Annotated in this window: 21 protein-coding genes; 14 read left to right on the top strand and 7 right to left on the bottom strand. The window is 59.6% G+C overall.

Annotation, left to right across the window (positions count from 1 at the left end; all coding sequences use genetic code 11):
* Positions 1–103: 103 nt before the first annotated feature.
* The 3 genes from dgcA to KW839_RS05745 all read right to left on the bottom strand — a co-directional run bounded on the left by dgcA (position 104) and on the right by KW839_RS05745 (position 3,792).
* Positions 104–2,164, bottom strand: a complete 2,061-nt coding sequence (gene dgcA / locus KW839_RS05755; protein ID WP_060542337.1) for a dimethylglycine demethylation protein DgcA — start codon at positions 2,162–2,164, stop codon at positions 104–106.
* Positions 2,165–2,179: 15 nt separating this feature from the next.
* A complete protein-coding gene (locus tag KW839_RS05750; RefSeq protein ID WP_060542338.1) occupies positions 2,180–2,710 on the bottom strand; it encodes a DUF5943 domain-containing protein in 531 nt (176 codons plus the stop codon).
* Positions 2,711–2,814: 104 nt separating this feature from the next.
* On the bottom strand, positions 2,815–3,792 hold the full coding sequence (locus KW839_RS05745) for a dipeptidase (protein WP_060542339.1): 978 nt from the start codon (positions 3,790–3,792) through the stop codon (positions 2,815–2,817).
* A gap of 224 nt (positions 3,793–4,016) precedes the next feature.
* On the opposite strand from KW839_RS05745, the gene KW839_RS05740 reads away from it, so the two are divergent.
* The 4 genes from KW839_RS05740 (at position 4,017) to KW839_RS05725 (ending at position 5,642) form a co-directional block, all read left to right on the top strand.
* Positions 4,017–4,418 carry a lysozyme inhibitor LprI family protein gene (locus KW839_RS05740; RefSeq protein WP_060542340.1) on the top strand — a complete coding sequence of 134 codons (402 nt, stop codon included), beginning with the start codon at positions 4,017–4,019 and terminating at the stop codon, positions 4,416–4,418.
* A 212-nt stretch (positions 4,419–4,630) separates the two neighbouring features.
* Entirely contained in the window at positions 4,631–4,885 is a 255-nt protein-coding gene (locus KW839_RS05735) for a type II toxin-antitoxin system RelE/ParE family toxin (RefSeq protein WP_218423681.1), read from the top strand.
* On the top strand, positions 4,869–5,192 hold the full coding sequence (locus KW839_RS05730; protein ID WP_060542341.1) for a helix-turn-helix domain-containing protein: 324 nt from the start codon (positions 4,869–4,871) through the stop codon (positions 5,190–5,192). Before KW839_RS05735 ends, KW839_RS05730 begins: the two co-directional genes overlap by 17 nt.
* A 33-nt stretch (positions 5,193–5,225) precedes the next feature.
* Positions 5,226–5,642 carry a DUF3010 family protein gene (locus KW839_RS05725; protein ID WP_218423680.1) on the top strand — a complete coding sequence of 139 codons (417 nt, stop codon included), beginning with the start codon at positions 5,226–5,228 and terminating at the stop codon, positions 5,640–5,642.
* 122 nt (positions 5,643–5,764) lie between these two features.
* Here the strand turns inward: KW839_RS05725 and KW839_RS05720 are convergent, their stop codons facing one another.
* Positions 5,765–6,709 carry a GlxA family transcriptional regulator gene (locus KW839_RS05720; protein WP_218423679.1) on the bottom strand — a complete coding sequence of 315 codons (945 nt, stop codon included), beginning with the start codon at positions 6,707–6,709 and terminating at the stop codon, positions 5,765–5,767.
* Between the two features lie 209 nt (positions 6,710–6,918).
* On the opposite strand from KW839_RS05720, the gene KW839_RS05715 reads away from it, so the two are divergent.
* From KW839_RS05715 to KW839_RS05690, 6 genes are all read left to right on the top strand, one after another.
* On the top strand, positions 6,919–7,863 hold the full coding sequence (locus KW839_RS05715) for a choline ABC transporter substrate-binding protein (RefSeq protein ID WP_060542344.1): 945 nt from the start codon (positions 6,919–6,921) through the stop codon (positions 7,861–7,863).
* 100 nt (positions 7,864–7,963) lie between these two features.
* Positions 7,964–8,851 (top strand): 3-keto-5-aminohexanoate cleavage protein, encoded by an 888-nt coding sequence (locus KW839_RS05710; protein WP_218423678.1) that lies wholly within the window; start codon positions 7,964–7,966, stop codon positions 8,849–8,851.
* Between the two features lie 188 nt (positions 8,852–9,039).
* Positions 9,040–10,005 (top strand): L-carnitine dehydrogenase, encoded by a 966-nt coding sequence (locus KW839_RS05705; protein WP_218423677.1) that lies wholly within the window; start codon positions 9,040–9,042, stop codon positions 10,003–10,005.
* A gap of 124 nt (positions 10,006–10,129) precedes the next feature.
* Positions 10,130–10,606 (top strand): thioesterase family protein, encoded by a 477-nt coding sequence (locus KW839_RS05700; protein WP_218423676.1) that lies wholly within the window; start codon positions 10,130–10,132, stop codon positions 10,604–10,606.
* Positions 10,607–10,618: 12 nt separating this feature from the next.
* The gene (locus KW839_RS05695) at positions 10,619–11,782 is read left to right on the top strand and encodes a gamma-butyrobetaine dioxygenase (RefSeq protein WP_218423675.1); all 1,164 of its coding nucleotides are present in this window, start codon (positions 10,619–10,621) and stop codon (positions 11,780–11,782) included.
* Positions 11,783–12,115: 333 nt separating this feature from the next.
* Positions 12,116–12,382, top strand: coding sequence for a hypothetical protein (locus KW839_RS05690; RefSeq protein ID WP_218423674.1), 267 nt, complete (start codon positions 12,116–12,118; stop codon positions 12,380–12,382).
* A 103-nt stretch (positions 12,383–12,485) separates the two neighbouring features.
* Here KW839_RS05690 and KW839_RS05685 read toward each other — a convergent pair whose 3' ends face one another.
* Together KW839_RS05685 and KW839_RS05680 are read right to left on the bottom strand one after the other, a co-directional pair.
* Positions 12,486–13,589 carry a GlxA family transcriptional regulator gene (locus KW839_RS05685; RefSeq protein WP_060542350.1) on the bottom strand — a complete coding sequence of 368 codons (1,104 nt, stop codon included), beginning with the start codon at positions 13,587–13,589 and terminating at the stop codon, positions 12,486–12,488.
* A 514-nt stretch (positions 13,590–14,103) separates the two neighbouring features.
* Positions 14,104–15,480 (bottom strand): L-serine ammonia-lyase, encoded by a 1,377-nt coding sequence (locus KW839_RS05680; RefSeq protein WP_218423673.1) that lies wholly within the window; start codon positions 15,478–15,480, stop codon positions 14,104–14,106.
* A 434-nt stretch (positions 15,481–15,914) separates the two neighbouring features.
* Here KW839_RS05680 and KW839_RS05675 point away from each other — a divergent pair, with 434 nt between their 5' ends.
* The 3 genes from KW839_RS05675 to choV all read left to right on the top strand — a co-directional run bounded on the left by KW839_RS05675 (position 15,915) and on the right by choV (position 18,948).
* Positions 15,915–16,862 carry a choline ABC transporter substrate-binding protein gene (locus tag KW839_RS05675; RefSeq protein ID WP_060542352.1) on the top strand — a complete coding sequence of 316 codons (948 nt, stop codon included), beginning with the start codon at positions 15,915–15,917 and terminating at the stop codon, positions 16,860–16,862.
* A 65-nt stretch (positions 16,863–16,927) separates the two neighbouring features.
* Entirely contained in the window at positions 16,928–17,773 is an 846-nt protein-coding gene (gene choW / locus KW839_RS05670; protein ID WP_060542927.1) for a choline ABC transporter permease subunit, read from the top strand.
* Complete coding sequence (gene choV / locus KW839_RS05665; RefSeq protein WP_060542353.1) at positions 17,770–18,948, top strand: choline ABC transporter ATP-binding protein; 1,179 nt, start codon at positions 17,770–17,772, stop codon at positions 18,946–18,948. Before choW ends, choV begins: the two co-directional genes overlap by 4 nt.
* Positions 18,949–19,351: 403 nt before the next feature.
* On the opposite strand, the gene KW839_RS05660 is transcribed toward choV, so the two are convergent.
* Positions 19,352–21,292, bottom strand: coding sequence for a BCCT family transporter (locus tag KW839_RS05660; RefSeq protein ID WP_371318046.1), 1,941 nt, complete (start codon positions 21,290–21,292; stop codon positions 19,352–19,354).
* A 379-nt stretch (positions 21,293–21,671) separates the two neighbouring features.
* On the opposite strand from KW839_RS05660, the gene betI reads away from it, so the two are divergent.
* Entirely contained in the window at positions 21,672–22,265 is a 594-nt protein-coding gene (gene betI, locus KW839_RS05655) for a transcriptional regulator BetI (protein ID WP_060542355.1), read from the top strand.
* Positions 22,266–22,369: the final 104 nt, after the last annotated feature.

Here is a 22,369-nt window from a genome sequence, read left to right as displayed (position 1 = left end):
CCGCCCAATGCATTTTCCCGACAGACCGCATTGGTTGAATTGGGGCCGCTTCGCAGCCCAACGGGGGCAAGCCCCCTCGCCACAGGTGATGGTGGTGATGCCGTTAGAAATCCTTGCACAGCCGCAGCGCGTCGTAGATCGCCGCGTGCACGTTACGCTGGGCCACGCAGTCGCCGATACGGAACAGCAGGTAACCGTCACCGCTCTGTTCCAGACAAGGTTGCGGCTTGATCGCGAACAAGGCTTCGACGTCGATCTGGCCTTTGTTGCGCGAGCCTTCCTTCAGCGCGTAGTAGATCTCCTCGTCCGGACGCACGCCGTTTTCCACGACCACCTGGTCAACCACCCTCTCCTCTTTGGCGCCGGTGTACTCGTTTTCCAGCACCGCTACGAGCTTGTCGCCTTCGCGATAGACCTTCTCCAGCATCATGTCGCCGGTCATGATCACTTCTTTGGGGTACATGCTGCGGTAGTAAGTCGGGAACGACGTACCACCGATGGCCACACCCGGCTTGATGTCGTCGGTGACGATCTCGACCTGGCTGCCCTTGTCGGCGATGAAGTCGGCGGTCGACATGCCGGTGAATTCGCAAATGGTGTCGTAGACCAGCACGTTCTTGCCCGGCGCAACCTTGCCGTCGAGGATGTCCCAGCTGCTGACCACCAGGCCTTCAGCCGCGCCCCAGTGCTCGTTCTGCTCGATGAACGGGTGACCGCCGACAGCCAGCACAACCACATCCGGACGCAGGTCCATAATGGTTGGTGCGTCAGCCGCGGTGCCCAGGCGCAGGTCGACTTTCAACCGCGCCAGTTCCAGTTGATACCAGCGGGTGATACCGGCGATCTGATCCCGTTGCGGGGCTTTCGATGCGGTGGTGATCTGCCCGCCAATGAATTCTTTCTTCTCGAACAGCGTCACCTCGTGGCCACGTTCGGCAGCGACGCGAGCCGCTTCCATCCCCGCAGGACCGGCACCCACGACCACCACTTTGCGCTTCACGCCGGTGGTTTTCTCAATGATGTGCGGCACGCCCATGTATTCACGGGACGTCGCGGCGTTCTGGATGCACAGCACATCCAGACCTTGATACTGACGGTCGATGCAGTAGTTGGCGCCGACGCACTGCTTGATCTGGTCGATCTGGCCCATCTTGATCTTGGCGATCAGGTGCGGGTCGGCAATGTGCGCGCGGGTCATGCCGACCATGTCGACGTAACCGCCCTCCAGAATCCGCGTGGCCTGGTTCGGGTCCTTGATGTTCTGCGCATGCAGCACCGGAACCTTGACCACTTCCTTGATGCCGGCGGCCAGGTGCAGGAACGGCTCCGGAGGATAACTCATGTTCGGAATCACGTTGGCCAGGGTGTTGTGGGTGTCGCAACCCGAGCCCACGACGCCGATGAAATCGAGCATGCCGGTGTCGTCGTAATACTTGGCGATCTGCTTCATGTCCTCGTGGGACAGACCGTCCGGGTGGAACTCGTCACCGCAGATACGCATGCCCACGCAGAAATCGTCACCGACCTCGGCACGCACGGCTTTCAAGACTTCCAGACCGAACTTCATGCGGCCTTCGAAGGTGCCGCCCCATTCGTCGGTGCGCTTGTTGACCCGTGGGCTCCAGAACTGGTCGATCATGTGCTGGTGCACCGCCGACAGTTCGACGCCGTCCAGGCCACCGGCCTTGGCGCGGCGCGCAGCCTGCGCGTAGTTGCCGATCACTCGCCAGATCTCTTCCGGCTCGATGGTCTTGCAGGTGGCACGGTGCACTGGCTCGCGCACGCCCGATGGCGACATCAGGGTCGGCCAGTTGAAGCCGTCCCAGCGCGAGCGACGGCCCATGTGGGTAATCTGGATCATGATCTTGGCGCCGTGCTTGTGCATGGCGTCGGCAAGATTCTGGAAGTGCGGAATGATACGGTCGGTGGACAGGTTGACCGAACTCCACCATTCCTGCGGGCTGTCGATCGCCACCACGGACGAACCGCCGCAGATCGCCAGGCCGATCCCGCCCTTGGCCTTCTCTTCGTAATACTTGACGTACCGGTCGGTGGTCATGCCGCCGTCGGTCGCGTAGACCTCGGCGTGCGCGGTGCTGAGCACACGGTTGCGGATGGTCAGTTTGCCGATCTGGATCGGCTGGAACATTGCTTCGAAAGCCATGGCGGGTTCCTCGACTTACAACGGCTTGACGGTGAACAAGCCGTCTTCGTGGCCCTCTTCGGAGCCACCGTAGACTTGCTCGGCCACGGTGCGGATCTTGCTGCCGCGAGCGGCGAGGATCTGGTCCATCGCGCCGGCAAACCAGCCGGTGAACATGTAGTCGACCTTGCGCCCGACCTTGCCGTACACGTAGACGAACGCCGAGTGTTCGAGCTTGACGCTTGCAGTACCTTTGTCGAGGTCGATGTCCTGGATCTTGAACAGGCCCCAGCCGCGTTGCGACAGGCGTTTCATGTAGTGCTCGAATACCGCGACGCCTTCCAGGCCGTGGCATTCAGCTTCTTTTTCACACCAGTGCCAGGCGGATTTGTAGCCGGCCTTGTAGAGGATCTCGGCGTAGGCGTCAGCGCCCAGCACTTCCTCGATGCCCATGTGATTGTTGACGAAGAAATGGCGCGGCACATACAGCATCGGCAGGGCGTCGGAAGTCCAGACACCGGTTTCGCTGTCGACTTCGATTGGCAATTGCGGGGCGATCTTGGCCATGGAAACTTAACTCCGGAAAAATTTGGATTCAGTGTTGGCCGCAGCCCTCACCCCAGCCCTCTCCCACAGGAGAGGGGGCAGTTCGGCGGCGGTCTTGGAAAGCGTTACTCGCCCCAGACGTCTTTGAGGACGTTGACCCAGTTCTCGCCCATGATCTTGCGTACCACGCGTTCGGGATGGCCGCGCTTGAGCAGGGTTTCGGTCAGGTTCGGGAACTCGCCGACGGTGCGGATGCCCAGCGGGTTGATGATCTTGCCGAAGCTGGTCAGGCGGCGGGCGTAGCCCTTGTCGTGGGTCAGGTACTCGAAGAAGTCCTGGCCGTGGCCCTGGGTGAAATCGGTGCCGATGCCGATGGCGTCTTCGCCAACGATGTTCATCACGTATTCGATGGCTTCGGCGTAGTCGTCGATGGTCGAATCGATGCCCTTGGCGAGGAACGGCGCGAACATGGTCACGCCGACAAAGCCTCCGTGGTCGGCAATGAACTTGAGTTCTTCATCGGACTTGTTGCGCGGGTGCTCCTTGAGCCCCGACGGCAGGCAGTGGGAATAGCACACCGGCTTTTTCGATTCGAGGATGACTTCCTCGGAGGTCTTGGAACCGACGTGGGACAAATCGCACATCACACCGACGCGGTTCATCTCGGCGACGATTTCCCGACCGAAGCCCGACAGACCGCCATCACGCTCGTAGCAACCGGTGCCCACCAGGTTCTGGGTGTTGTAGCACATCTGCACGATACCCACGCCGAGCTGCTTGAACACCTCGACGTAGCCGATCTGGTCTTCGAAGGCATGGGCATTCTGGAAGCCGAAAAGGATGCCGGTCTTGCCCTGCTCCTTGGCCTTGCGGATGTCGGCGGTGGTGCGCACCGGCATCACCAGATCGCTGTTTTCGCGGATCAGCTTCTGGCTGGCGGCGATGTTATTGACGGTGGCCTGGAAGCCCTCCCACACCGACACGGTGCAGTTGGCCGCAGTCAGGCCGCCCTTGCGCATGTCTTCGAACAGCTCACGGTTCCACTTGGCAATAATCAGCCCGTCGATAACGATGCTGTCGGCGTGCAATTCGGCTGGGCTCATCAGGCTGTCCCCTTATTAGCGATTCATGCGCCGAATCGTCTGCCGGCGCTTTGGGGCCAGCATATGCCTCGGTGACTCGGCAGCCGGGTGCAAAAACGACAGGGGAATTGCCGAAAGCGTCAATCCACGACAAAGGGCCAATACAGGACACAATCGTCGCCCTGTTCAACGCCTGCGGCTTGGGCCAGAATTCGCCAAACTACTGAAATTTGGGGCGGCGACGAATGAAATCGATCTTCCTGGCTTTGGCACTCATTGCGACCGGCGTACACGCGGCAGAGGAGTCTGAGGATACCCCCTGCGACAAGGTCGAAAACGACATCCAGACCATGGAATGTTCGGCTTTCAGCAAAACCACCGCCGAAGATCTGCTCAAAGACAACTACCAGAGCCTGACCGAGCGCATGCAGTCGCTCTACGGCAAGAACCCGTCGCAATTGGCCGACATCACCGCCAGGATCAAGGCCGCCCAGCAACAATGGCTGAAAACCCGCGACGCCGACTGCGACGTGGAAGCCTTTCCAGCAGCAGCTGGCAGTAAGGCGTACACCATTGCGCAGAACGATTGCATCGCCCGGATGAGTGACGAGCGGTCGGAGTTTCTGGAGTCGATTGGGCAGGAGTAGTCCCGCATTGTCCGTCGAAAGCTGGTATTGCCGACCAGCTTTCAACTTCAGAACATTACTTTCCCACAGCGCCTTCTGAAAAGTCCTCTACTGCGGTTTGAGTTCGCCGTTCGGCGCGCTTTGCGCGCAATATCCCGACAAATTTCATGTGTTGGCCGGCTGAGAAATATAAGTGAAAATTCGCATATCTTATAAAAGACTTATATTATTCCATGAACAGCATCCACTGGACTCGAAAGGCCGTTAAGCAACTCTTGAGATTGCATTCCGTTCACCAGTTTCAGGTTCGTGATGCCATCACGGCGCTAACCGACATGCCAGATGTGGCTCAAGTCAAAGCTCTGGTTGGTCATGATTACGCTTACCGGTTACGCGTCGGCAATTATCGGGTGATGTTTGACTGGGATGGCGCAATCAAAGTGGTCAGTATTCAAGAGGTCAAAAAACGCGATGAACGCACCTACTGACGTTCAAATCATCAATGATGAACACGGCAACCCCGCATTCGTGGTCATTCCCTATGCGCAGTATGTAGCGCAAAAGGTAGAGTCCGACCTGATCCCTCATGATGTGGTCAGTCGAATGGTCGATGGCGCCACGCCTATTCGAGCATGGCGCGAACACCTGAACCTTACACAGGATGAGGTGGCCAAACGTATGGGCATTTCCCAACCGGCTTTCGCTCAGCAAGAGACGGTCGCAAAGCCACGCAGGGCAACCCGCGAAAAAATAGCTGCGGCTTTCGGCATCAACGCCAGTCAACTTGAGCTGTAAGCTGCACGCTATCAGCCATTAAAGGGATTCAACATGAAAGTCTGCGGCATCGAAATCAAAGGCAGTGAAGCGATTATCGCCGTGGCCGCCCTCGACGGTTCGGCGTTGAGCCACCTTGCGCTCGCCACCAAAAAGATCGCCCTGGAGGATGACGACGACGCCGCCAACGTCAAACTCTTCGCGGCCCAGGTTGCCTCCTTTGTCCGGGAGAATTCCATTGACCGCATTGCGATCAAGAAGCGCAGCAAGAAAGGCGAGTTCGCCGGTGGGCCGACGACGTTCAAGATCGAAGGGGTTTTCCAGTTGCTGGAGAATTGCGAAGTGACGTTGTTGTCACCACAGACGATCAATGCCCAGGCCAAGAAGCACGGGTTTGAGCCTCCGGCGACGCTGAACAAGTATCAGCATGAGGCTTACAAGGCGGCGTGTTCGGCGTTGCTGAAGAAATAACCGCAAAAACAGATCAAATTGTGGGAGCGGGCTTGCTCGCGAAGGCGCAGTGTCAGTCGCCATCATTGTTGATGACACACCGCTTTCGCGAGCAAGCCCGCTCCCACAGGGTTCCCAGGTGTCTATGCTTTTGCGGTGCGCCGATCTTCCCGCGGACACCGCTCATACTTCGCCCGATAACTGCGGGTGAAATACGACGGCGATTCAAACCCGCAGGCGATGCTCACTTCCAGCACGCTCATATCGGTCTGCCGCAGCAACTGCCGCGCTTTTTCCAACCGTAACCGCAGATAGAAATTGCTCGGCGTGTCGTTCAGGTGCAGGCGAAACAACCGCTCCAGCTGTCGCCGCGTCACCTTGATCGATTCCGCCAATTCCAGCGTACTCAACGGCGGTTCGCTGTGCTGCTCCATCTCACCAATCACCTGCACCAGTTTCTTGTTACTGATGCCATAACGCGTGGCGACTTCCATACGCTGGTGGTCTTTGCGCGGACGGATGCGGCCGAGTACGAATTGCTCACTGACCTGGATCGCCAGATCCGGCCCATGGGCCTGGGCGATCAGGTCCAGCATTAAATCAATGGAGGCGGTGCCGCCGGCGGAGGTGATGCGCCGACGATCTATCTCGAACAGTTCCTGGGTGACGCTGAGCTGTGGATAGGATTCCTTGAAGGCGTCGATGGCTTCCCAGTGCAGGGTCAGGCGATAGCCATCAAGCAGCCCGGCTTCGGCGAGGATAAAGCTGCCGGTATCGATGGCGCCGAGGGTCACACCTTCAATGTCGAGCCGCCGCAGCCAGTGTTCCAGTGCCGGGATGGCGAATTTCAGAGGTTCGAAGCCGGCGACCACCAACAGGGTTGCACCTTTTTTCAGCGGCTCCAGTGCCGCATCGGCGTTGACCGACATGCCGTTACTGGCCAGTACCGCCCCGCCATCGGCGCTCAGTACATGCCAGCGATAGAGCTCGCCACGAAAGCGATTGGCGACCCGCAATGGCTCGATGGCCGAGATAAATCCAATGGCCGAGAAACCCGGCATCAACAAGAAATAGAAATCCTGGGACATGGAGCGCACTCGATTAGCCGGTAACGAGGGGGCGGGTAACGTGAGGACGTTGATACGCCACTTGCAACAGGCATTCAAGAGCACAGGTCGCTGCAGTGCAAGTGCTGGTCGCCGCAGTGCGCTTTCATGGCCGCATAGCTGCGTAACTTGGCATCACCGGCGCATCAGACACCGGAACTCACAATAATGAACTGCCGAGGAACCTGAGAATGAAACGACTGATCAGCAGCTGTGTTCTTGCACTCAGTGGTACCGCTTTGCTGAGCGCCAGCGTCATGGCCGCCGAACCCGCCTCTTGCCAGAAGGTACGCATGGGTGTGGTGAACTGGACCGACGTGATCGCCACCAGTGCGATGACCCAGGTATTGCTCGACGGCCTCGGCTACAACACCAAACAAACCAGCGCTTCCCAGCAAATCATCTTCGCCGGGATCCGCGATCAGCGTCTGGACCTGTTCCTGGGGTACTGGAACCCGCTGATGACCCAGACCATCACCCCGTTCGTCGACGCCAACCAGGTCAAGGTACTTCAAGCCCCAAGCCTGAAAGACGCCCGCGCCACCCTCGCCGTACCCACTTACCTCGCCGACAAGGGTCTGAAAACCTTTGCTGACATCGCCAAATTCGAAAAAGAACTGGGCGGCAAAATCTACGGCATCGAACCAGGTTCAGGCGCCAATACACAGATCAAGGCGATGATCACCAAGAACCAGTTCGGCCTCGGCAAGTTCCAGCTGGTGGAGTCCAGTGAAGCCGGCATGCTCTCCGCCGTGGACCGCGCCGTGCGGCGCAACGAAGCCGTGGTGTTCTTCGGCTGGGCACCGCACCCGATGAACGTGAACATCAAGATGACCTACCTCACCGGCAGCGACGATGCGCTCGGTCCGAACGAAGGCATGGCCACCGTATGGACCGTCACCGCGCCCAAGTACGCCGAACAATGCCCGAACATCGGTCGCCTGCTGAGCAACCTGACATTCACCGCCGCAGACGAGAGCCGGATGATGCAGCCGTTGCTGGATCACAAGGACGCCTTCGAGTCCGCCAGACAATGGCTCAAGGATCACCCGCAAGACAAGGAGCGCTGGCTGCAAGGCGTGACCACCTTCGATGGCAAGCCGGCCGCTGAAAACCTGCAACTGACCAGCAAATAAATCCTGTTGAGGCACCGATTCGCAGCCCGCGCGGGCTGCGGACGGGTTCGTCACACCCAGCCTTTTACCTAATACGCACTCGCTTGTAAGGAACCGCCAAATGAACCACGACGTCATCATCACCTGCGCACTCACCGGTGCTGGCGACACGACCGCCAAGAGCCCACACGTGCCGGTCACCCCCAAACAGATCGCCGCAGCCGCCGTGGAAGCCGCGAAGGCCGGCGCCACCGTGGTTCATTGCCACGTTCGCGACCCTCAAACCGGCAAATTCAGCCGCGATGTCGCGCTGTACCGCGAAGTGATGGAGCGCATCCGCGAGGCCGATGTCGACATCATCGTCAACCTCACCGCCGGTATGGGTGGTGACCTGGAAATCGGCGCTGGCGAGAACCCGATGGAGTTCGGCCCCAACACTGACCTGGTCGGCCCGCTGACCCGCCTGGCTCATGTCGAAGAACTGCTGCCGGAAATCTGTACCCTCGATTGCGGCACCCTGAACTTCGGCGATGGCGACACCATTTACGTCTCCACCCCGGCGCAGCTGCGTGCTGGCGCCAAACGCATCCAGGAGCTGGGCGTGAAGGCCGAGCTGGAGATTTTCGACACCGGTCACCTGTGGTTCGCCAAACAGATGATCAAGGAAGGCCTGCTCGACAATCCGCTGTTCCAGCTGTGCCTGGGCATCCCGTGGGGCGCGCCGGCCGACACCACCACCATGAAAGCCATGGTCGACAACCTGCCTGCAGACGCCGTCTGGGCCGGTTTCGGCATCGGCCGCATGCAAATGCCGATGGCTGCGCAAGCGGTGCTGCTCGGTGGCAACGTAAGGGTCGGACTGGAAGACAACCTGTGGCTGGACAAGGGTGTGTTGGCGACCAACGGCCAGTTGGTCGAGCGTGCCACGCAAATCCTCAGCCGCCTCGGCGCTCGTGTGCTGACCCCGGCTGAAGGCCGCAAGAAAATGGGCCTGACCCAGCGCGGCTAAAACCTCACAAAAACCACTGTAGGAGCGAGTCTGTGTGGCGAGGGGGCTTGTCGGAACGCCGCATCGCCCCGTTCGGCTGCGAAGCAGTCGTAAATCTTTTAGGGCCGCTTCGCGACCCAACGGGGGCAAGCCCCCTCGCCACACAAGCCCGCTCCCACAGGGTCTTCATACTTATTCAGGAAGTCGCCATGAGCTTCATTACCGAAATCAAAACCTTCGCAGCCCTGGGCAGCGGTGTCATCGGCAGCGGCTGGGTGTCCCGCGCCCTCGCCCATGGCCTGGACGTAGTCGCTTGGGACCCGGCGCCCGGCGCTGAAGCTGCCCTGCGCAAACGCGTCGCCAATGCCTGGGGCGCACTGGAAAAACAGGGCCTGGCACCCGGTGCGTCACAGGATCGCCTGCGCTTTGTCGCGACCATCGAAGAATGCGTTCGCGACGCTGACTTCATCCAGGAAAGCGCCCCCGAACGCCTGGAACTGAAACTGGAACTGCACAGCAAAATCAGCGCCGCAGCCAAGCCGAATGCATTGATCGGCTCCAGCACCTCAGGCCTGTTGCCAAGCGAGTTCTACGAGAGTTCGACGCACCCGCAACGCTGTGTAGTCGGACACCCGTTCAACCCGGTTTACCTGTTGCCGCTGGTGGAAGTGGTCGGCGGAAAAAACACCGCTCCCGAAGCCGTTCAAGCGGCGATGAAAGTCTACGAATCCCTCGGCATGCGCCCGCTGCATGTGCGCAAGGAAGTGCCGGGGTTTATCGCCGACCGTCTACTCGAAGCGCTGTGGCGCGAGGCGTTGCATCTGGTCAACGACGGCGTGGCGACCACCGGCGAAATCGATGACGCGATCCGTTTTGGCGCCGGTTTGCGCTGGTCGTTCATGGGCACGTTCCTGACCTACACGCTCGCCGGCGGCGACGCGGGCATGCGCCACTTCATGGCCCAGTTCGGCCCGGCCTTGCAGTTGCCGTGGACTTACCTGCCGGCGCCGGAGCTGACCGACAAGTTGATCGACGATGTGGTGGACGGCACCAGCGATCAGTTGGGCAAACACAGCATTTCGGCGCTGGAGCGCTATCGTGATGACTGCCTGCTGGCCGTGCTGGAGGCGGTCAAGACCACCAAAGAGAAGCATGGGATGGCGTTCAGCGATTAATCGACTATCAGGACTGGCCCCATCGCCAGCAGGCTGGCTCCCACAGGCGAATGCAGTCCACTGTGGGAGCCAGCCTGCTGGCGATGACGGCATTCCAATCACAATCTGTTCTGGATCGGCCATCATGCCCACCCTCACCACCTACCAAACCAAAATCATCCCCGACTGGGTCGACTACAACGGCCACCTGCGCGACGCTTTCTACCTGCTGATTTTCAGCTACGCCACCGACGCCCTGATGGATCGCCTCGGCATGGACAGCAACAACCGCGAAGCCAGCGGCCACTCGCTGTTCACCCTCGAACTGCACCTCAATTACCTGCACGAGGTGAAGCTCGACGCCGAGGTCGAGGTGCACACACAAATCATCGCCCACGACAGCAAACGCCTGCACCTCTATCACAGCCTGCATCGGGTCGGTGACGACCAAGAGCTCGCGGGTAATGAACAAATGCTGCTGCACGTCGACCTCGCCGGGCCGCGCTCTACACCATTCAACGAAGATACCCTGGGCAAACTGCAAGCCATCGTCGCCGAACAGACCGACCTGCCCGCCCCCGCCTACGTCGGCCGAGTGATCGCATTACCGCCAAAAAAATAACCAGGAGATCGCATGAACACCGCCGCCGCTTTTGCCGACTTCCGTACTTATCCATTGATCAGCGCGCTGACCGGCGTGCAGGCCATGGCCGATCGTGTCCTGGTGAAGTGGGCCGACAACCGCGTCAGCCCCTTTCACCACCCCTGGCTGCGGGACAATTGCCCGTGCCCGTCATGCGTCTATACGGTGACCCGCGAACAGGTGCTGGAAATCGTCGATGTACCGGAAAACCTGATGCCCGCCCAAACCAGCATCGACGCTGAAGGTTGCCTGAGCGTGCAATGGCAGGATGGCCACCTCAGCCGCTTCGACCCTGGCTGGTTGCGGGCCCACGCCTATGACGACGAATCCCGCGCCGAGCGCCTGGCCGGCAAGCCCAAAGCCAGGCTTTGGCACAGTGATCTGCAGTTGCCGGTGTTCGACTATCAAGCGCTGATGAAGGACAACGACGCCCTGCTGCAATGGCTGCTGGCCGTGCGCGACACCGGCCTGACCCAGGTCCGTGGCGTCCCAACGGAGCCCGGCTCGCTGAAGCTGATCGCCCAGCGCATTTCCTTCATCCGCGAGAGCAATTTCGGCGTGCTGTTCAACGTGCAATCCAAGGCCGATGCCGACAGCAACGCCTACACCGCTTTCAACCTGCCGCTGCACAGCGACCTGCCGACCCGCGAGTTACAACCGGGGCTGCAATTCCTGCATTGCCTGGTCAACGATGCCGAGGGTGGCGAGAGTATTTTCGTCGACGGTTTTGCCATCGCCGACGCCTTGCGCCGCGAAGACCCAGAGGCATTCACCAGCCTTTGCGAGATCCCCGTGGAGTTTCGCAACAAGGACCGCTACAGCGACTACCGCTGCCTCGCGCCGATCATCGCCCTGGATGCATTGGGGCAGGTGTCGGAGATTCGCATGGCGAACTTTTTGCGGGGGCCGTTCGATGCGTCGGTGGAGCAGATGCCCACGCTTTATCACGCCTATCGGCGCTTCATTGCGATGACTCGTGAACCCCGATTCAGGCTGATGCAAAGGCTCAATCCGGGCGAGCTCTGGTGCTTCGACAACCGTCGCACTTTGCATGCGCGCAATGCCTTTGATCCCGCTACCGGGGCGCGGCATTTCCAGGGGTGTTATGTGGATCGGGATGAGTTGTTGTCGCGCATTCTTGTGTTGCAACGCTAGACCGCGTCATCGTTCTTCGCGAGCAAGCCTGCTCCCACAGGGGATCCGTGCACGACATTGATCCAATGTGGGAGATTCACAGGCAAAAAAAAGCCCCGATCAAGCCGTGACAGGATCGAGGCAGAAGGTACTGTTGAGGAGCTGCCGTGGAAAGGTGACCAAACCCTCGTGAAGCAAGCTGGGTCCAGTGTGCCGACTCTCAGCGCAGGGAAATAGCCCGAAAACGACCTGTTCATAGTCAATGCTGCCATTACGACAAATCGCCCTTGCCGCCACTGCGTGCCCCTACCAGAATCGAGCCACGACATCATTCCCAGAAGAAGGATTAGCGTCATGATGCACGCCGATTTGATAGACCAGGAAGACCTGTTGGGTCAGCTCAAGTCATTGGGCTTTCAAGTGCCGACCAGCGCCACGGCTGAGCAGGCTTGCGAGTTTGCGGTGCGAGGTTTGAACAACGAGCGGGCCATCGTGCTGCGCACCATGGTCAAGCAGATGTACACCAGCAGCGCGACGATCCTGCCGGCGGTGCGCCAGGCCATTGACAGGCAATTGCTGCCGGCATTGGCGGAGTACCAGCAGAGCCAGACCGCCCGTTAAGACGCCTTCGCGAGCAAGCCCGCTCCCACATTCAACCGAGTTCCATCATGGGAATGCGGTTGAATGCGGGAGCGGGCTTGCTCGCGAATGAAGGCGCCTCGGTCTAGAGCCTTACACTGGCAAAAGTCGACTCATTACGCGCCTGACTCAGCGCCGACAACGGCCCCGACAACGGCGACAGTACCAAGGCCTGTGGCAGCGGCATCATCGCCACCTGCTGCGTGGTATTGGACCCTACGCGCTCGTCACGCGGCGGAATGCCGAAGTATTCGCGGTAGCACTTGGAGAAGTGCGGCGTGGACACGAAGCCACAGACCGACGCCACTTCGATGATCGACATCGGCGTTTGCTTGAGCAACTGACGCGCGCGGATCAGGCGCAGCTTCAGGTAGTAACGCGACGGCGAGCAGTGCAGGTATTTCTGGAACAACCGCTCAAGCTGACGACGGGACACGGCGACGTACACCGCCAGTTCGTCGAGGTCGATCGGCTCTTCGAGGTTGGCCTCCATCAGTGCGACGATTTCCTGCAACTTCGGCTGATTGGTGCCGAGCATGTGCTTGAGCGGGACGCGCTGGTGATCCTGTTCGTTGCGGATGCGTTCGTAAACGAACATCTCCGAGATCGCGGCCGACAGCTCGCGACCGTGATCGCGGCTGATCAGGTGCAGCATCATGTCCAGCGGCGCGGTGCCACCGGAGCTGGTGAAGCGGTTACGGTCGAGGGTGAACAGGCGGGTACTCATGGCCACCCGCGGAAACGCTTCCTGCATCGCTGCCAGGCATTCCCAGTGCACGCTGCAATCGAAACCATCGAGCAGACCCGCACAGGCTAGCGCCCAGCTACCGGTGCACACGGCTCCGAGGCGGCGGGACTGACGGGCCTGGCTCTGCAGCCATGACACGTGTTCGCGGGTAACAGTGCGTTGAATACCAATGCCACCGCAAACAATGATGGTGTCCATCGGCGGAGCTTTGTGCATGGAAGCATCTGGAGTGATCTGCAGACCATCACTGGCCCATACCTGACCGCCGTCGACGGTGAGGGTCGTCCAGCGATACAGCTCACGGCCGGACAATTGGTTGGCCATGCGCAGGGGTTCCACTGCCGAGGCCAGGGAAATCAGCGTGAAATTGTCCAGCAGCAAAAAGCCGATGGATTGAGGCGCACGGTTCTGGGGTTGGGCCCCAGAGTTGGACGACGTCATCGCGGTATCTCCTCACACAAAGCGGGTGATGGCCTCAGGCGGAGGCTCTTGTTATGGCCATCGTTCTCGCGCGGGAGACGGGCTTTGTAATGACAGAGCAATTGCCATGCCTAAATTTGAATGCGCGTTCAATAACTCCTGAAAACGACGTCGGAATGTGTCTATATATGACGCGCAGGGAGTAGGGGTTATAAGTGCCATCAGCGGCGGCGAGTGCCCTGCTCCGTTGCCTGTGAGCAAATCGGTAGCACTTGTGGGAACAGGGCTGCGGGCCGCCCGGCAAGAGTGTCACCGCAGGCACGGGTGGCGGGTGGTCAGGGACAGGAGTGGTCCTGATTTTGAAGTCAGGTACTTATCTGTGAGCGACGCGCCAAAAGGTGGCGCGTTTGGGAATACGTGTTCACTTAGCGCGCAGTTTTGACTGGTCTGGCGCCTTCGCGAGCAAGCCCGCTCCCACAGGGGAACGCATTTCAATGTGGGAGCGGGCTTGCTCGCGAATGGAGGCCACTCGGTCTCAGCACTCCACCGCACTAACCGCCAACCCACCCCGCGACGTCTCCTTATATTTGTCATGCATATCGGCACCGGTATCGCGCATTGTGCGAATCACCCGGTCCAGCGAGATAAAGTGCTGACCATCGCCGCGCAAAGCCATTTGCGCCGCGTTGATCGCTTTCACCGCAGCAATCGCGTTGCGCTCGATACACGGCACCTGCACCAGGCCGCCCACCGGATCGCACGTGAGTCCCAGGTTGTGCTCCAGGCCAATTTCCGCCGCGTTACACAGTTGTTCCGGTGTGGCCCCGAGGATTTCCGCCAAACCCGCTGCCGCCATGGCGCAGGCCGAACCGACTTCGCCCTGGCAACCGACTTCGGCACCGGAGATCGAGGCGTTCTTCTTGCACAGGATCCCCACCGAAGCCGCGCCGAGCAGGTAGTCGACGACATTGGCGTCGGTCACGTCCTCGCTGAACTTCATGAAGTAGTGCAACACCGCAGGAATGATCCCCGCCGCGCCATTGGTCGGTGCCGTGACCATGCGCCCGCCGGCGGCGTTCTCTTCGTTGACCGCGAGGGCAAACAGGTTGACCCACTCCATGGCGCTCAGCGTCGAGCCGATCACGTTGGGTTTGTTCAGCTCCTGCAGGCTGCGATGCAATTTGGCCGCGCGACGGCGCACATTCAGGCCACCGGGCAGGATGCCCTCGTGCTTGAGGCCGTGCTCGACGCAATCCTGCATGGCGCGCCACAGGTGCATCAGGCCACTGCGGATTTCCTCTTCGCTGCGCCAGACCTTCTCGTTGGCCATCATCAGTTCGGCCACCCGCAGGTTGTGCGTTTTACACAGTTCCAGCAGCTCGGCCGCACTGGAAAAATCGTATGGCAGCTCGGTGCGATCCATGTCGACCACCCCGCTGCTGGCTTGCGCCTCATCGACGACAAAACCGCCGCCGACCGAATAGTAGGTGTCGCGATGCAACTCGCCGTCGTCGCCTTCGACAATCAGGGTCATGGCGTTGGGGTGAAACGGCAGGTTTTCATCGATCAGGCGCATGTCCCGAGACCAGATGAACGGGACCGGCAAACGTCCGTCGAGCAACAAAGTATCCGTTTCGCGCAGGATGTCGATGCGCAGGCCGATTTGCGACGGATCGATCGCGTCCGGCCACTCCCCCATCAGGCCCATGATCACCGCGTTGTCGCTGCCGTGACCGATACCGGTGGCCGACAACGAACCGAACAGCTGGACCTCGACTCGCCGAACCCGCTCGAGCAACCCACGCTCACGCAAGCCTTGCACGAACAAAGCCGCAGCCCGCATCGGCCCCACTGTGTGGGAACTGGAAGGGCCGATACCGATTTTGAACAGATCGAAAACACTGATAGCCATGACTGCCGAACTCCTGGGTGTACCTGCGCCGCACGCAAAAGCGCCCGGTGGCGGAGCTGCTACGCTCAAGCTGCAATCCGCCGAGATGGCCGCATGATCGGGCTTTTACCGTGTCTTTCGACGTCTCACACCGACGCACTCATGCCCACTAACGCCGCGTGTCTTTTACGCAGCGTTTTCGCCGTTTTTTTGCGGATCAGAGGGACAAAGAGGGCTGAAAAAATCTGTAAACGACGTCACCGACACTGGATGCGACCCTCCCTGTACTGGATACGACGCACCCTGTAGGCGTCAGATTTTCACTGGTACATGATCATATCGACTCGATTGCACGGCGCCGTAGTAGAGCTGTCTCCAAACGCCACCCAACCGCAACCTATAAGTGCGGTGGTCCAGTCGGAACACTGCCAAAAAAAACACCAAGGAGTCCATCCATGAAAGGTTCCCCGTCGTTGTTGTTGGCCGCCATGCTAAGTCTGCCGGTTCTGGCGCATGCCGCAGAACCGGCGCAATGCAGCACCGTAAACTTCTCCGATGTCGGCTGGACCGATATCACCGCAACAACCGCGACCACCAGCGTCGTGCTCAACGCCTTGGGCTACAAGACCAAGACCACCATGATTTCCGTGCCCGTGACCTATAAGTCCCTGGCCGATGGCAAGAACATGGACGTGTTCCTCGGTAACTGGATGCCGACCATGGAAAACGACATCAAGGCTTATCGCGAGGCCGGCACCGTGGAAACCGTGCGCACCAACCTCAAGGGCGCCAAGTACACCCTCGCCGTTCCTCAAGCCTTGTACGACAAGGGGCTGCACGATTTCGCCGACATCGCCAAATTCAAGAAAGAACTCGACGGCAAGATCTATGGCATCGAGCCCGGCAACGACGGTAACCGTCTGATCCAGACCATGATCGACAAGAACGCCTTTGGCCTCAAGGACGCCGGTTTCAAAGTCGTCGAGTCCAGCGAGGCAGGCATGCTGTCGCAGGTCGAACGCGCACAGAAACGCGACACCTCCGTGGTGTTCCTCGGCTGGGCGCCGCATCCGATGAATAAGCGTTTCAAGATTCAATACCTGACCGGTGGTGATGACTTCTTCGGCCCGGACTTCGGTGCCGCCACCGTGGCGACCAACACCCGCAAGGGCTATGCGCAGGAGTGCAGCAACGTCGGTCAGTTGCTCAAGAACCTGGAGTTCACCGTCGACATGGAAAGTGAACTGATGGGCAACATCCTGGACGACAAGATGAAGCCTGATGCGGCCGCCAAGGCCTGGCTGAAAAACAATCCACAGGTGCTCGATACCTGGCTCGCTGGCGTGACCACCATTGACGGTAAACCTGGCCTGGAGGCCGTGAAAGCCAAGCTTGCGCAGTAATTGTTTATGCCGGACGGCTCCGGCCGTCCGGGCTGTTATTTCCTTGCATGCGGACGTTCAATACCATGCTGATTGATCAGAAAATCCCTTTAGGCCAGTACATCGCGGGCTTCGTTGAATGGTTGACGCAACACGGCGCCAACACCTTTGACGCAATCGCCGTGACCCTGGAAACGATGATCCACGGCGTGACGTTTGCGCTGACCTGGTTCAACCCGCTGGCATTGATCGGCCTGATTGCACTGCTGGCACACTTCATCCAACGCAAATGGGGCCTGACCGCGTTCGTCGTCGCATCCTTTCTGCTGATCCTCAACCTTGGGTACTGGCAGGAAACCATGGAAACCCTCGCCCAGGTGCTGTTCGCCACCCTGGTGTGCGTGCTGATCGGCGTGCCACTGGGCATCGTCGCGGCGCACAAGCCGATGTTCTACACGGTAATGCGTCCGGTACTCGATCTTATGCAGACCGTACCGACCTTCGTTTATCTCATTCCTACCCTGACCCTCTTCGGGCTGGGCGTGGTCCCGGGCCTGATCTCCACGGTGGTGTTTGCGATTGCCGCGCCCATCCGCCTGACCTACCTGGGTATCCGCGATGTCCCGCAAGAATTGATGGACGCCGGCAAAGCCTTCGGCTGCTCGCGTCGCCAACTGCTCACACGGATTGAACTGCCCCACGCCATGCCGAGCATCGCGGCCGGCATCACCCAGTGCATCATGCTGTCGCTGTCGATGGTGGTGATCGCGGCACTGGTAGGCGCCGATGGCCTGGGCAAACCGGTGGTCAACGCACTGAACACTGCTGATATCGCCCTGGGCTTCGAAGCGGGCCTGGCGATCGTACTGCTGGCGATCATGCTCGACCGTATCTGCAAACAACCCGACGCCAAAGTAGGGGGTGACGCATGAGCATAATTCGCTTTGAAGACGTAGACGTGATCTTCACCAAAGATCCGCGCGAAGCACTCAAACTTCTCGATCAAGGTTTGACCCGTGGCGAGATCCTGAAAAAGACCGGGCAGATCGTTGGCGTCGAAAAGGCCAGCCTGGATATCGAAAAAGGGGAAATCTGCGTGCTGATGGGCCTGTCCGGCTCCGGCAAGTCCAGCCTGCTGCGTTGCATCAACGGCCTCAACACCGTCAGCCGTGGCAAGCTGTTCGTCGAGCACGAAGGCAAGCAGATCAACATTGCGTCCTGCACCGCCGCTGAACTGAAAATGATGCGCACCAAGCGCATTGCGATGGTATTCCAGAAGTTCGCCCTGATGCCCTGGCTGACGGTGCGCGAAAACATCAGCTTCGGCCTGGAAATGCAGGGCCGACCGGAGAAGGAACGACGCAAGCTGGTGGACGACAAGCTTGAGCTGGTAGGCCTGACCCAATGGCGCAACAAGAAACCCGACGAGCTTTCCGGCGGGATGCAGCAACGGGTGGGCCTGGCCCGAGCACTGGCGATGGACGCCGATATCCTGTTGATGGACGAACCGTTCTCCGCACTCGACCCGCTGATCCGCCAGGGTCTGCAAGACGAACTGCTGGAACTGCAACGCAAGCTGAGCAAGACCATCGTGTTCGTCAGTCACGACCTCGATGAAGCCCTGAAACTGGGCAGCCGCATCGCGATCATGAAAGACGGGCGGATCATCCAGTACAGCAAGCCGGAGGAAATCGTCCTCAACCCTGCGGACGACTACGTGCGGACCTTCGTCGCCCACACTAACCCGCTGAACGTGCTGTGCGGTCGCAGCCTGATGCGCACCCTGGACAAATGCAAACGCATCAACGGTTCGGTGTGCCTCGACCCGGGTGGCGATTCGTGGCTGGACCTGGCCGAAGGCAACACCATCAAGGGCGCGCGCCAGAACGGTTCTGCGCTGGATTTGCAGAACTGGATACCGGGTCAGGCGGTTGAAGGTCTGGGTCGTCGACCAACCTTGGTGGACTCGAACATCGGCATGCGTGACGCGCTGCAGATTCGTTACCAGACAGGTAACAAGCTGGTGCTGCACGATAACAACCATGTGGTCGGGATTCTGGGGGACAGCGAGCTGTATCACGCTTTGCTTGGGAAGAACCTGGGGTAAGGCGGGATGAAAAAAGGGATCGCTATGAGCGATCCTTTTTTATTGGGTCAGGGAAAAAGCCCCTCACCCTAACCCTCTCCCAGAGGGAGAGGGGACTGATTGGGGGATGCTTCAGAGCTACACCGACCTGATCCTGCTTCATCGAATCCATAATCGACTCGATTTTTCAGGTCGACGCATTGCGCAAGACAACGCGGTCGACTCCCTCTTCAGCGTTACACCCGCCTGCTGCTCCTCCATCGGATCCATAATCGACTCGATTTTTCAGGTCGACGCATTGCGCAAGACAACTCGGTCGGCTCCCTCTCCCTCTGGGAGAGGGCTGGGGTGAGGGCTGGATTGCGGATCAATCGATGGCCGCAGGAACAACGCGGCCCTAACCCCGGGCCGCGTCACTGCAACTTCAGCTATAAACCCGGCCAAGGAGCTGCCGATGGCTTTCAAAGTGATCGAGCACGTCCCGGGTGATCTGATCCTGGGTGAAGCCCATCAAGTCGTAGTCCTGGCTACCGTTGTGCAGGTACACCTCGGCGCGGTAGTAACGCTGACGCGTCTCATCGGACTGGGCCGACTCGGTCGGCGTCGCCAGATAGCCATCCAGGCTCACTTCGTAGACAAAAGGGTTGCCCTCTTCCATCTCGACCCGCACGCCCATGCAGCGCTTGGATTTACCCAACAACGTCTGCACTTGCAGCCCTTGAGCACGCATCTGCGCCGTCGCATCGGCCAATGCCGGGCTCACCTGCTTGTCCATGAAACGCTGTACCACCGACTGGCTCGGTTGCAGGTCCAACTGTGTCAGACGCTCGCTGAAGCCACGGCGACCGCGTGCAGCCAGTTCCGCTTGCTCCTGTTCGATCTGCACGTCCTGGCGCATGGCCTTGTGCAAGCCAAACATGAAGCAGACAAGCACCACCGAGAACGGCAGGCCGGCCAGCACCACCATGGTCTGCATGGCTTCGAAGTTACCGGCGAACAACAGACCGATAGTCACCAGGGTGATCACCGCCGACCAGAAGATCCGCAGCCAGTGTGGGGCGTCTTCGTCGACGGTGCCGCCCTTGCAGGACAGGTTGGCCATCATCACCGCGCCGGAATCCGCAGGCGTCAGGAACAACACGAAACCAACAAAAATCGACACGCCGATCACAACCTTCGACGCCGGGTAATGCTCAAGCAACTGGTAGATCGCCATGGACGGTTGTTCCAGAGCCGTCTTCCCGAGTTCCACCGCCCCGTGGTTCATCACCAGGTCCAGGGCCGAGTTACCGAAGATCGACAGCCATGCCAGGGTGAAGCCCAGAGGAATCAGCAACACGCCAGCCACCAGCTCACGCACCGTACGACCACGGGAGATACGCGCGATAAACATGCCTACGAATGGCGCCCAGGAAATCCACCAGGCCCAGTAGAACAAGGTCCACAGGCCCAACCAGCGGTCGGACTTCTCACTGTCGCCTTCATACACGTAAAGGTCGAAAGTCTTCAGCACCACGCCGTTCAGATAGTCACCGACGTTTTGCACGAAGCCATTGAGCAGGTGCAGGGTCGGACCGAACAGCAGGACGAAAATCAGCAGGCCGCTAAACAGGATGATGTTGAGGTTGGACAGACGACGAATGCCGTTTTCCACCCCGGACACGGCAGCGATGGTCGCCACGGTGCTCATCACGATGATCACGATCAGCAGGTTGGTGTTGCTGTGTTCCATGCCGAACAGGTTTTCAAGGCCCGACGACACCTGCAGCGAACCAATCCCCAGGTTGGTCACCAGCCCCAACAGGGTCACGAACATGCCGAAGCCGTCCACCGCATGACCGGCCGCGCCTTTGACCCAACGCTCGCCCACCAGCGGATAAAGCGCCGAACGCAATGCCAGCGGCTGGTTATGCCGATAAGCAAAGTACGCCACCGCCAGGCCGACCAAGGCATAAATTGCCCAGCCATGCAGGCCCCAGTGCAGGAACGTCAACTGCACAGCCTGACGGGCGGCAAGGTTGCTGGCGGCCACGCCTTCCGGCGGGTTGAAGTAGTGGTCCAGCGGCTCGGAAGCACCGAAGTACAGCAACGAAATGCCGATGCCCGACGAGAACAGCATCCCCGCCCAGGCGCCGTAGCTGAAGTCCGGGGTGTCGTCCTTGCTGCCCAGCTTGAGCTTGCCGTAGGACGAGAACGCCAGGCCGACCACGAAAATCAGGTAGGCGGCAATCACCACCATGTAGTACCAGCCGAAGCTGCGAGACAACCAGGCCTGCGCCGTGCCGAGCATTTTGCCGGCCTCCTGCGGGGCGATGATCAGAATGGCGGTCAACAACAGAATCAGCGCGGTAGAGGTGTAGAACACCCAACCGTTGACCGTCACCTTTTCGGGTGGGGTCTTTATTAGCGAGGCAGAACTCATGGCACAGATGCTCCGGGCAGTGCGAGAGAAGACGCAAGACAAACGAATTACCCGACCAATCGCTTTGTGAGCAGCCGACCAGCGGGTGATATAAAGACAGCCATAAAAAGCTCGAACCCTCTTGAGCGCCGTGGCGCGTAGGTTTCGAGCATTTTCGGAAGTCGTTTTTTTCGCCGCGACGCGTAGGAAAAATCTGTAGGTAGCGACGATTTGTCGCAGATCTTATTCTTTGTTGATTGAACGTTCAATCAAAACAAAATAGACTGGCCCTCGATCCGATAGACGTTTTGCGTCTGCCGGAAGGCCTAAGGAGATGTGCAAGATGCCCAAGGTCGGTATGCAACCCATCCGTCGCCAACAGTTGATCGAAGCTACTTTGCAGGCGGTCGACCAGGTCGGAATGGGGGACGCCAGCATTGCGCTGATCGCCCGTTTGGCCGGTGTCTCGAATGGCATCATCAGTCACTACTTTCAGGACAAGAATGGCCTGATCGCCGCCACCATGGGGTACCTGATGACTGTCCTGAGCGAGAACGTCACCGCACGTCGACAGGCGCTGACAGATGACAGCCCGCGGGCGCATCTGCAGGTGATTATCGAAGGCAACTTCGACGCCAGCCAGGTCAATGGCCCGGCAATGAAAACCTGGCTGGCCTTCTGGGCCACCAGCATGCACCAGCCGTCTTTGCACAGGTTGCAGCGGATCAACGATCACCGCCTGTATTCCAACCTGTGCTGCCAGTTCCGCCGTGTGATGGCGCTCGATGATGCGCGCAGCGCGGCCCGTGGCCTGGCAGCGTTGATCGACGGATTGTGGTTGCGCGGCGCGCTGTCGGGAGACGCTTTCGACACCGGGCAGGCGCAAAAGATTGCTTACGAATACATGGATATCCAATTGGCCAAGCGGGTGAGTTAGAGCACACATAAACGCTCAACCCCTGAACCGCCACTGATCAGCGTCGCCCGGTTGCATGGCGCGCCCGGTGGTCAACGCCAACCACTTATGCACTTGCGAGGACT

The sequence above is a fragment of the Pseudomonas sp. PDM31 genome, from assembly GCF_019218965.1.
In the GTDB taxonomy this organism is placed as follows: Bacteria; Pseudomonadota; Gammaproteobacteria; order Pseudomonadales; family Pseudomonadaceae; genus Aquipseudomonas.
This window is presented reverse-complemented; position numbering and strand designations above follow the sequence as displayed.

What these genes read in the sequence shown, in the direction of transcription:
- KW839_RS05690 (WP_218423674.1), top strand. Translation starts at nt 12,116, where the DNA reads ATGATGCACGCCGATTTGATAGACCAGGAAGACCTGTTGGGTCAGCTC.
- KW839_RS05745 (WP_060542339.1), bottom strand. Translation starts at nt 3,792, where the DNA reads ATGAGCCCAGCCGAATTGCACGCCGACAGCATCGTTATCGACGGGCTG.
- dgcA (WP_060542337.1), bottom strand. Translation starts at nt 2,164, where the DNA reads ATGGCTTTCGAAGCAATGTTCCAGCCGATCCAGATCGGCAAACTGACC.
- KW839_RS05695 (WP_218423675.1), top strand. Translation starts at nt 10,619, where the DNA reads ATGAACACCGCCGCCGCTTTTGCCGACTTCCGTACTTATCCATTGATC.
- KW839_RS05730 (WP_060542341.1), top strand. Translation starts at nt 4,869, where the DNA reads ATGAACGCACCTACTGACGTTCAAATCATCAATGATGAACACGGCAAC.
- KW839_RS05680 (WP_218423673.1), bottom strand. Translation starts at nt 15,480, where the DNA reads ATGGCTATCAGTGTTTTCGATCTGTTCAAAATCGGTATCGGCCCTTCC.
- KW839_RS05685 (WP_060542350.1), bottom strand. Translation starts at nt 13,589, where the DNA reads ATGACGTCGTCCAACTCTGGGGCCCAACCCCAGAACCGTGCGCCTCAA.
- KW839_RS05705 (WP_218423677.1), top strand. Translation starts at nt 9,040, where the DNA reads ATGAGCTTCATTACCGAAATCAAAACCTTCGCAGCCCTGGGCAGCGGT.
- KW839_RS05740 (WP_060542340.1), top strand. Translation starts at nt 4,017, where the DNA reads ATGAAATCGATCTTCCTGGCTTTGGCACTCATTGCGACCGGCGTACAC.
- choW (WP_060542927.1), top strand. Translation starts at nt 16,928, where the DNA reads ATGCTGATTGATCAGAAAATCCCTTTAGGCCAGTACATCGCGGGCTTC.
- KW839_RS05735 (WP_218423681.1), top strand. Translation starts at nt 4,631, where the DNA reads ATGAACAGCATCCACTGGACTCGAAAGGCCGTTAAGCAACTCTTGAGA.
- KW839_RS05720 (WP_218423679.1), bottom strand. Translation starts at nt 6,709, where the DNA reads ATGTCCCAGGATTTCTATTTCTTGTTGATGCCGGGTTTCTCGGCCATT.
- KW839_RS05715 (WP_060542344.1), top strand. Translation starts at nt 6,919, where the DNA reads ATGAAACGACTGATCAGCAGCTGTGTTCTTGCACTCAGTGGTACCGCT.
- KW839_RS05725 (WP_218423680.1), top strand. Translation starts at nt 5,226, where the DNA reads ATGAAAGTCTGCGGCATCGAAATCAAAGGCAGTGAAGCGATTATCGCC.
- KW839_RS05675 (WP_060542352.1), top strand. Translation starts at nt 15,915, where the DNA reads ATGAAAGGTTCCCCGTCGTTGTTGTTGGCCGCCATGCTAAGTCTGCCG.
- betI (WP_060542355.1), top strand. Translation starts at nt 21,672, where the DNA reads ATGCCCAAGGTCGGTATGCAACCCATCCGTCGCCAACAGTTGATCGAA.
- KW839_RS05700 (WP_218423676.1), top strand. Translation starts at nt 10,130, where the DNA reads ATGCCCACCCTCACCACCTACCAAACCAAAATCATCCCCGACTGGGTC.
- KW839_RS05750 (WP_060542338.1), bottom strand. Translation starts at nt 2,710, where the DNA reads ATGGCCAAGATCGCCCCGCAATTGCCAATCGAAGTCGACAGCGAAACC.
- choV (WP_060542353.1), top strand. Translation starts at nt 17,770, where the DNA reads ATGAGCATAATTCGCTTTGAAGACGTAGACGTGATCTTCACCAAAGAT.
- KW839_RS05710 (WP_218423678.1), top strand. Translation starts at nt 7,964, where the DNA reads ATGAACCACGACGTCATCATCACCTGCGCACTCACCGGTGCTGGCGAC.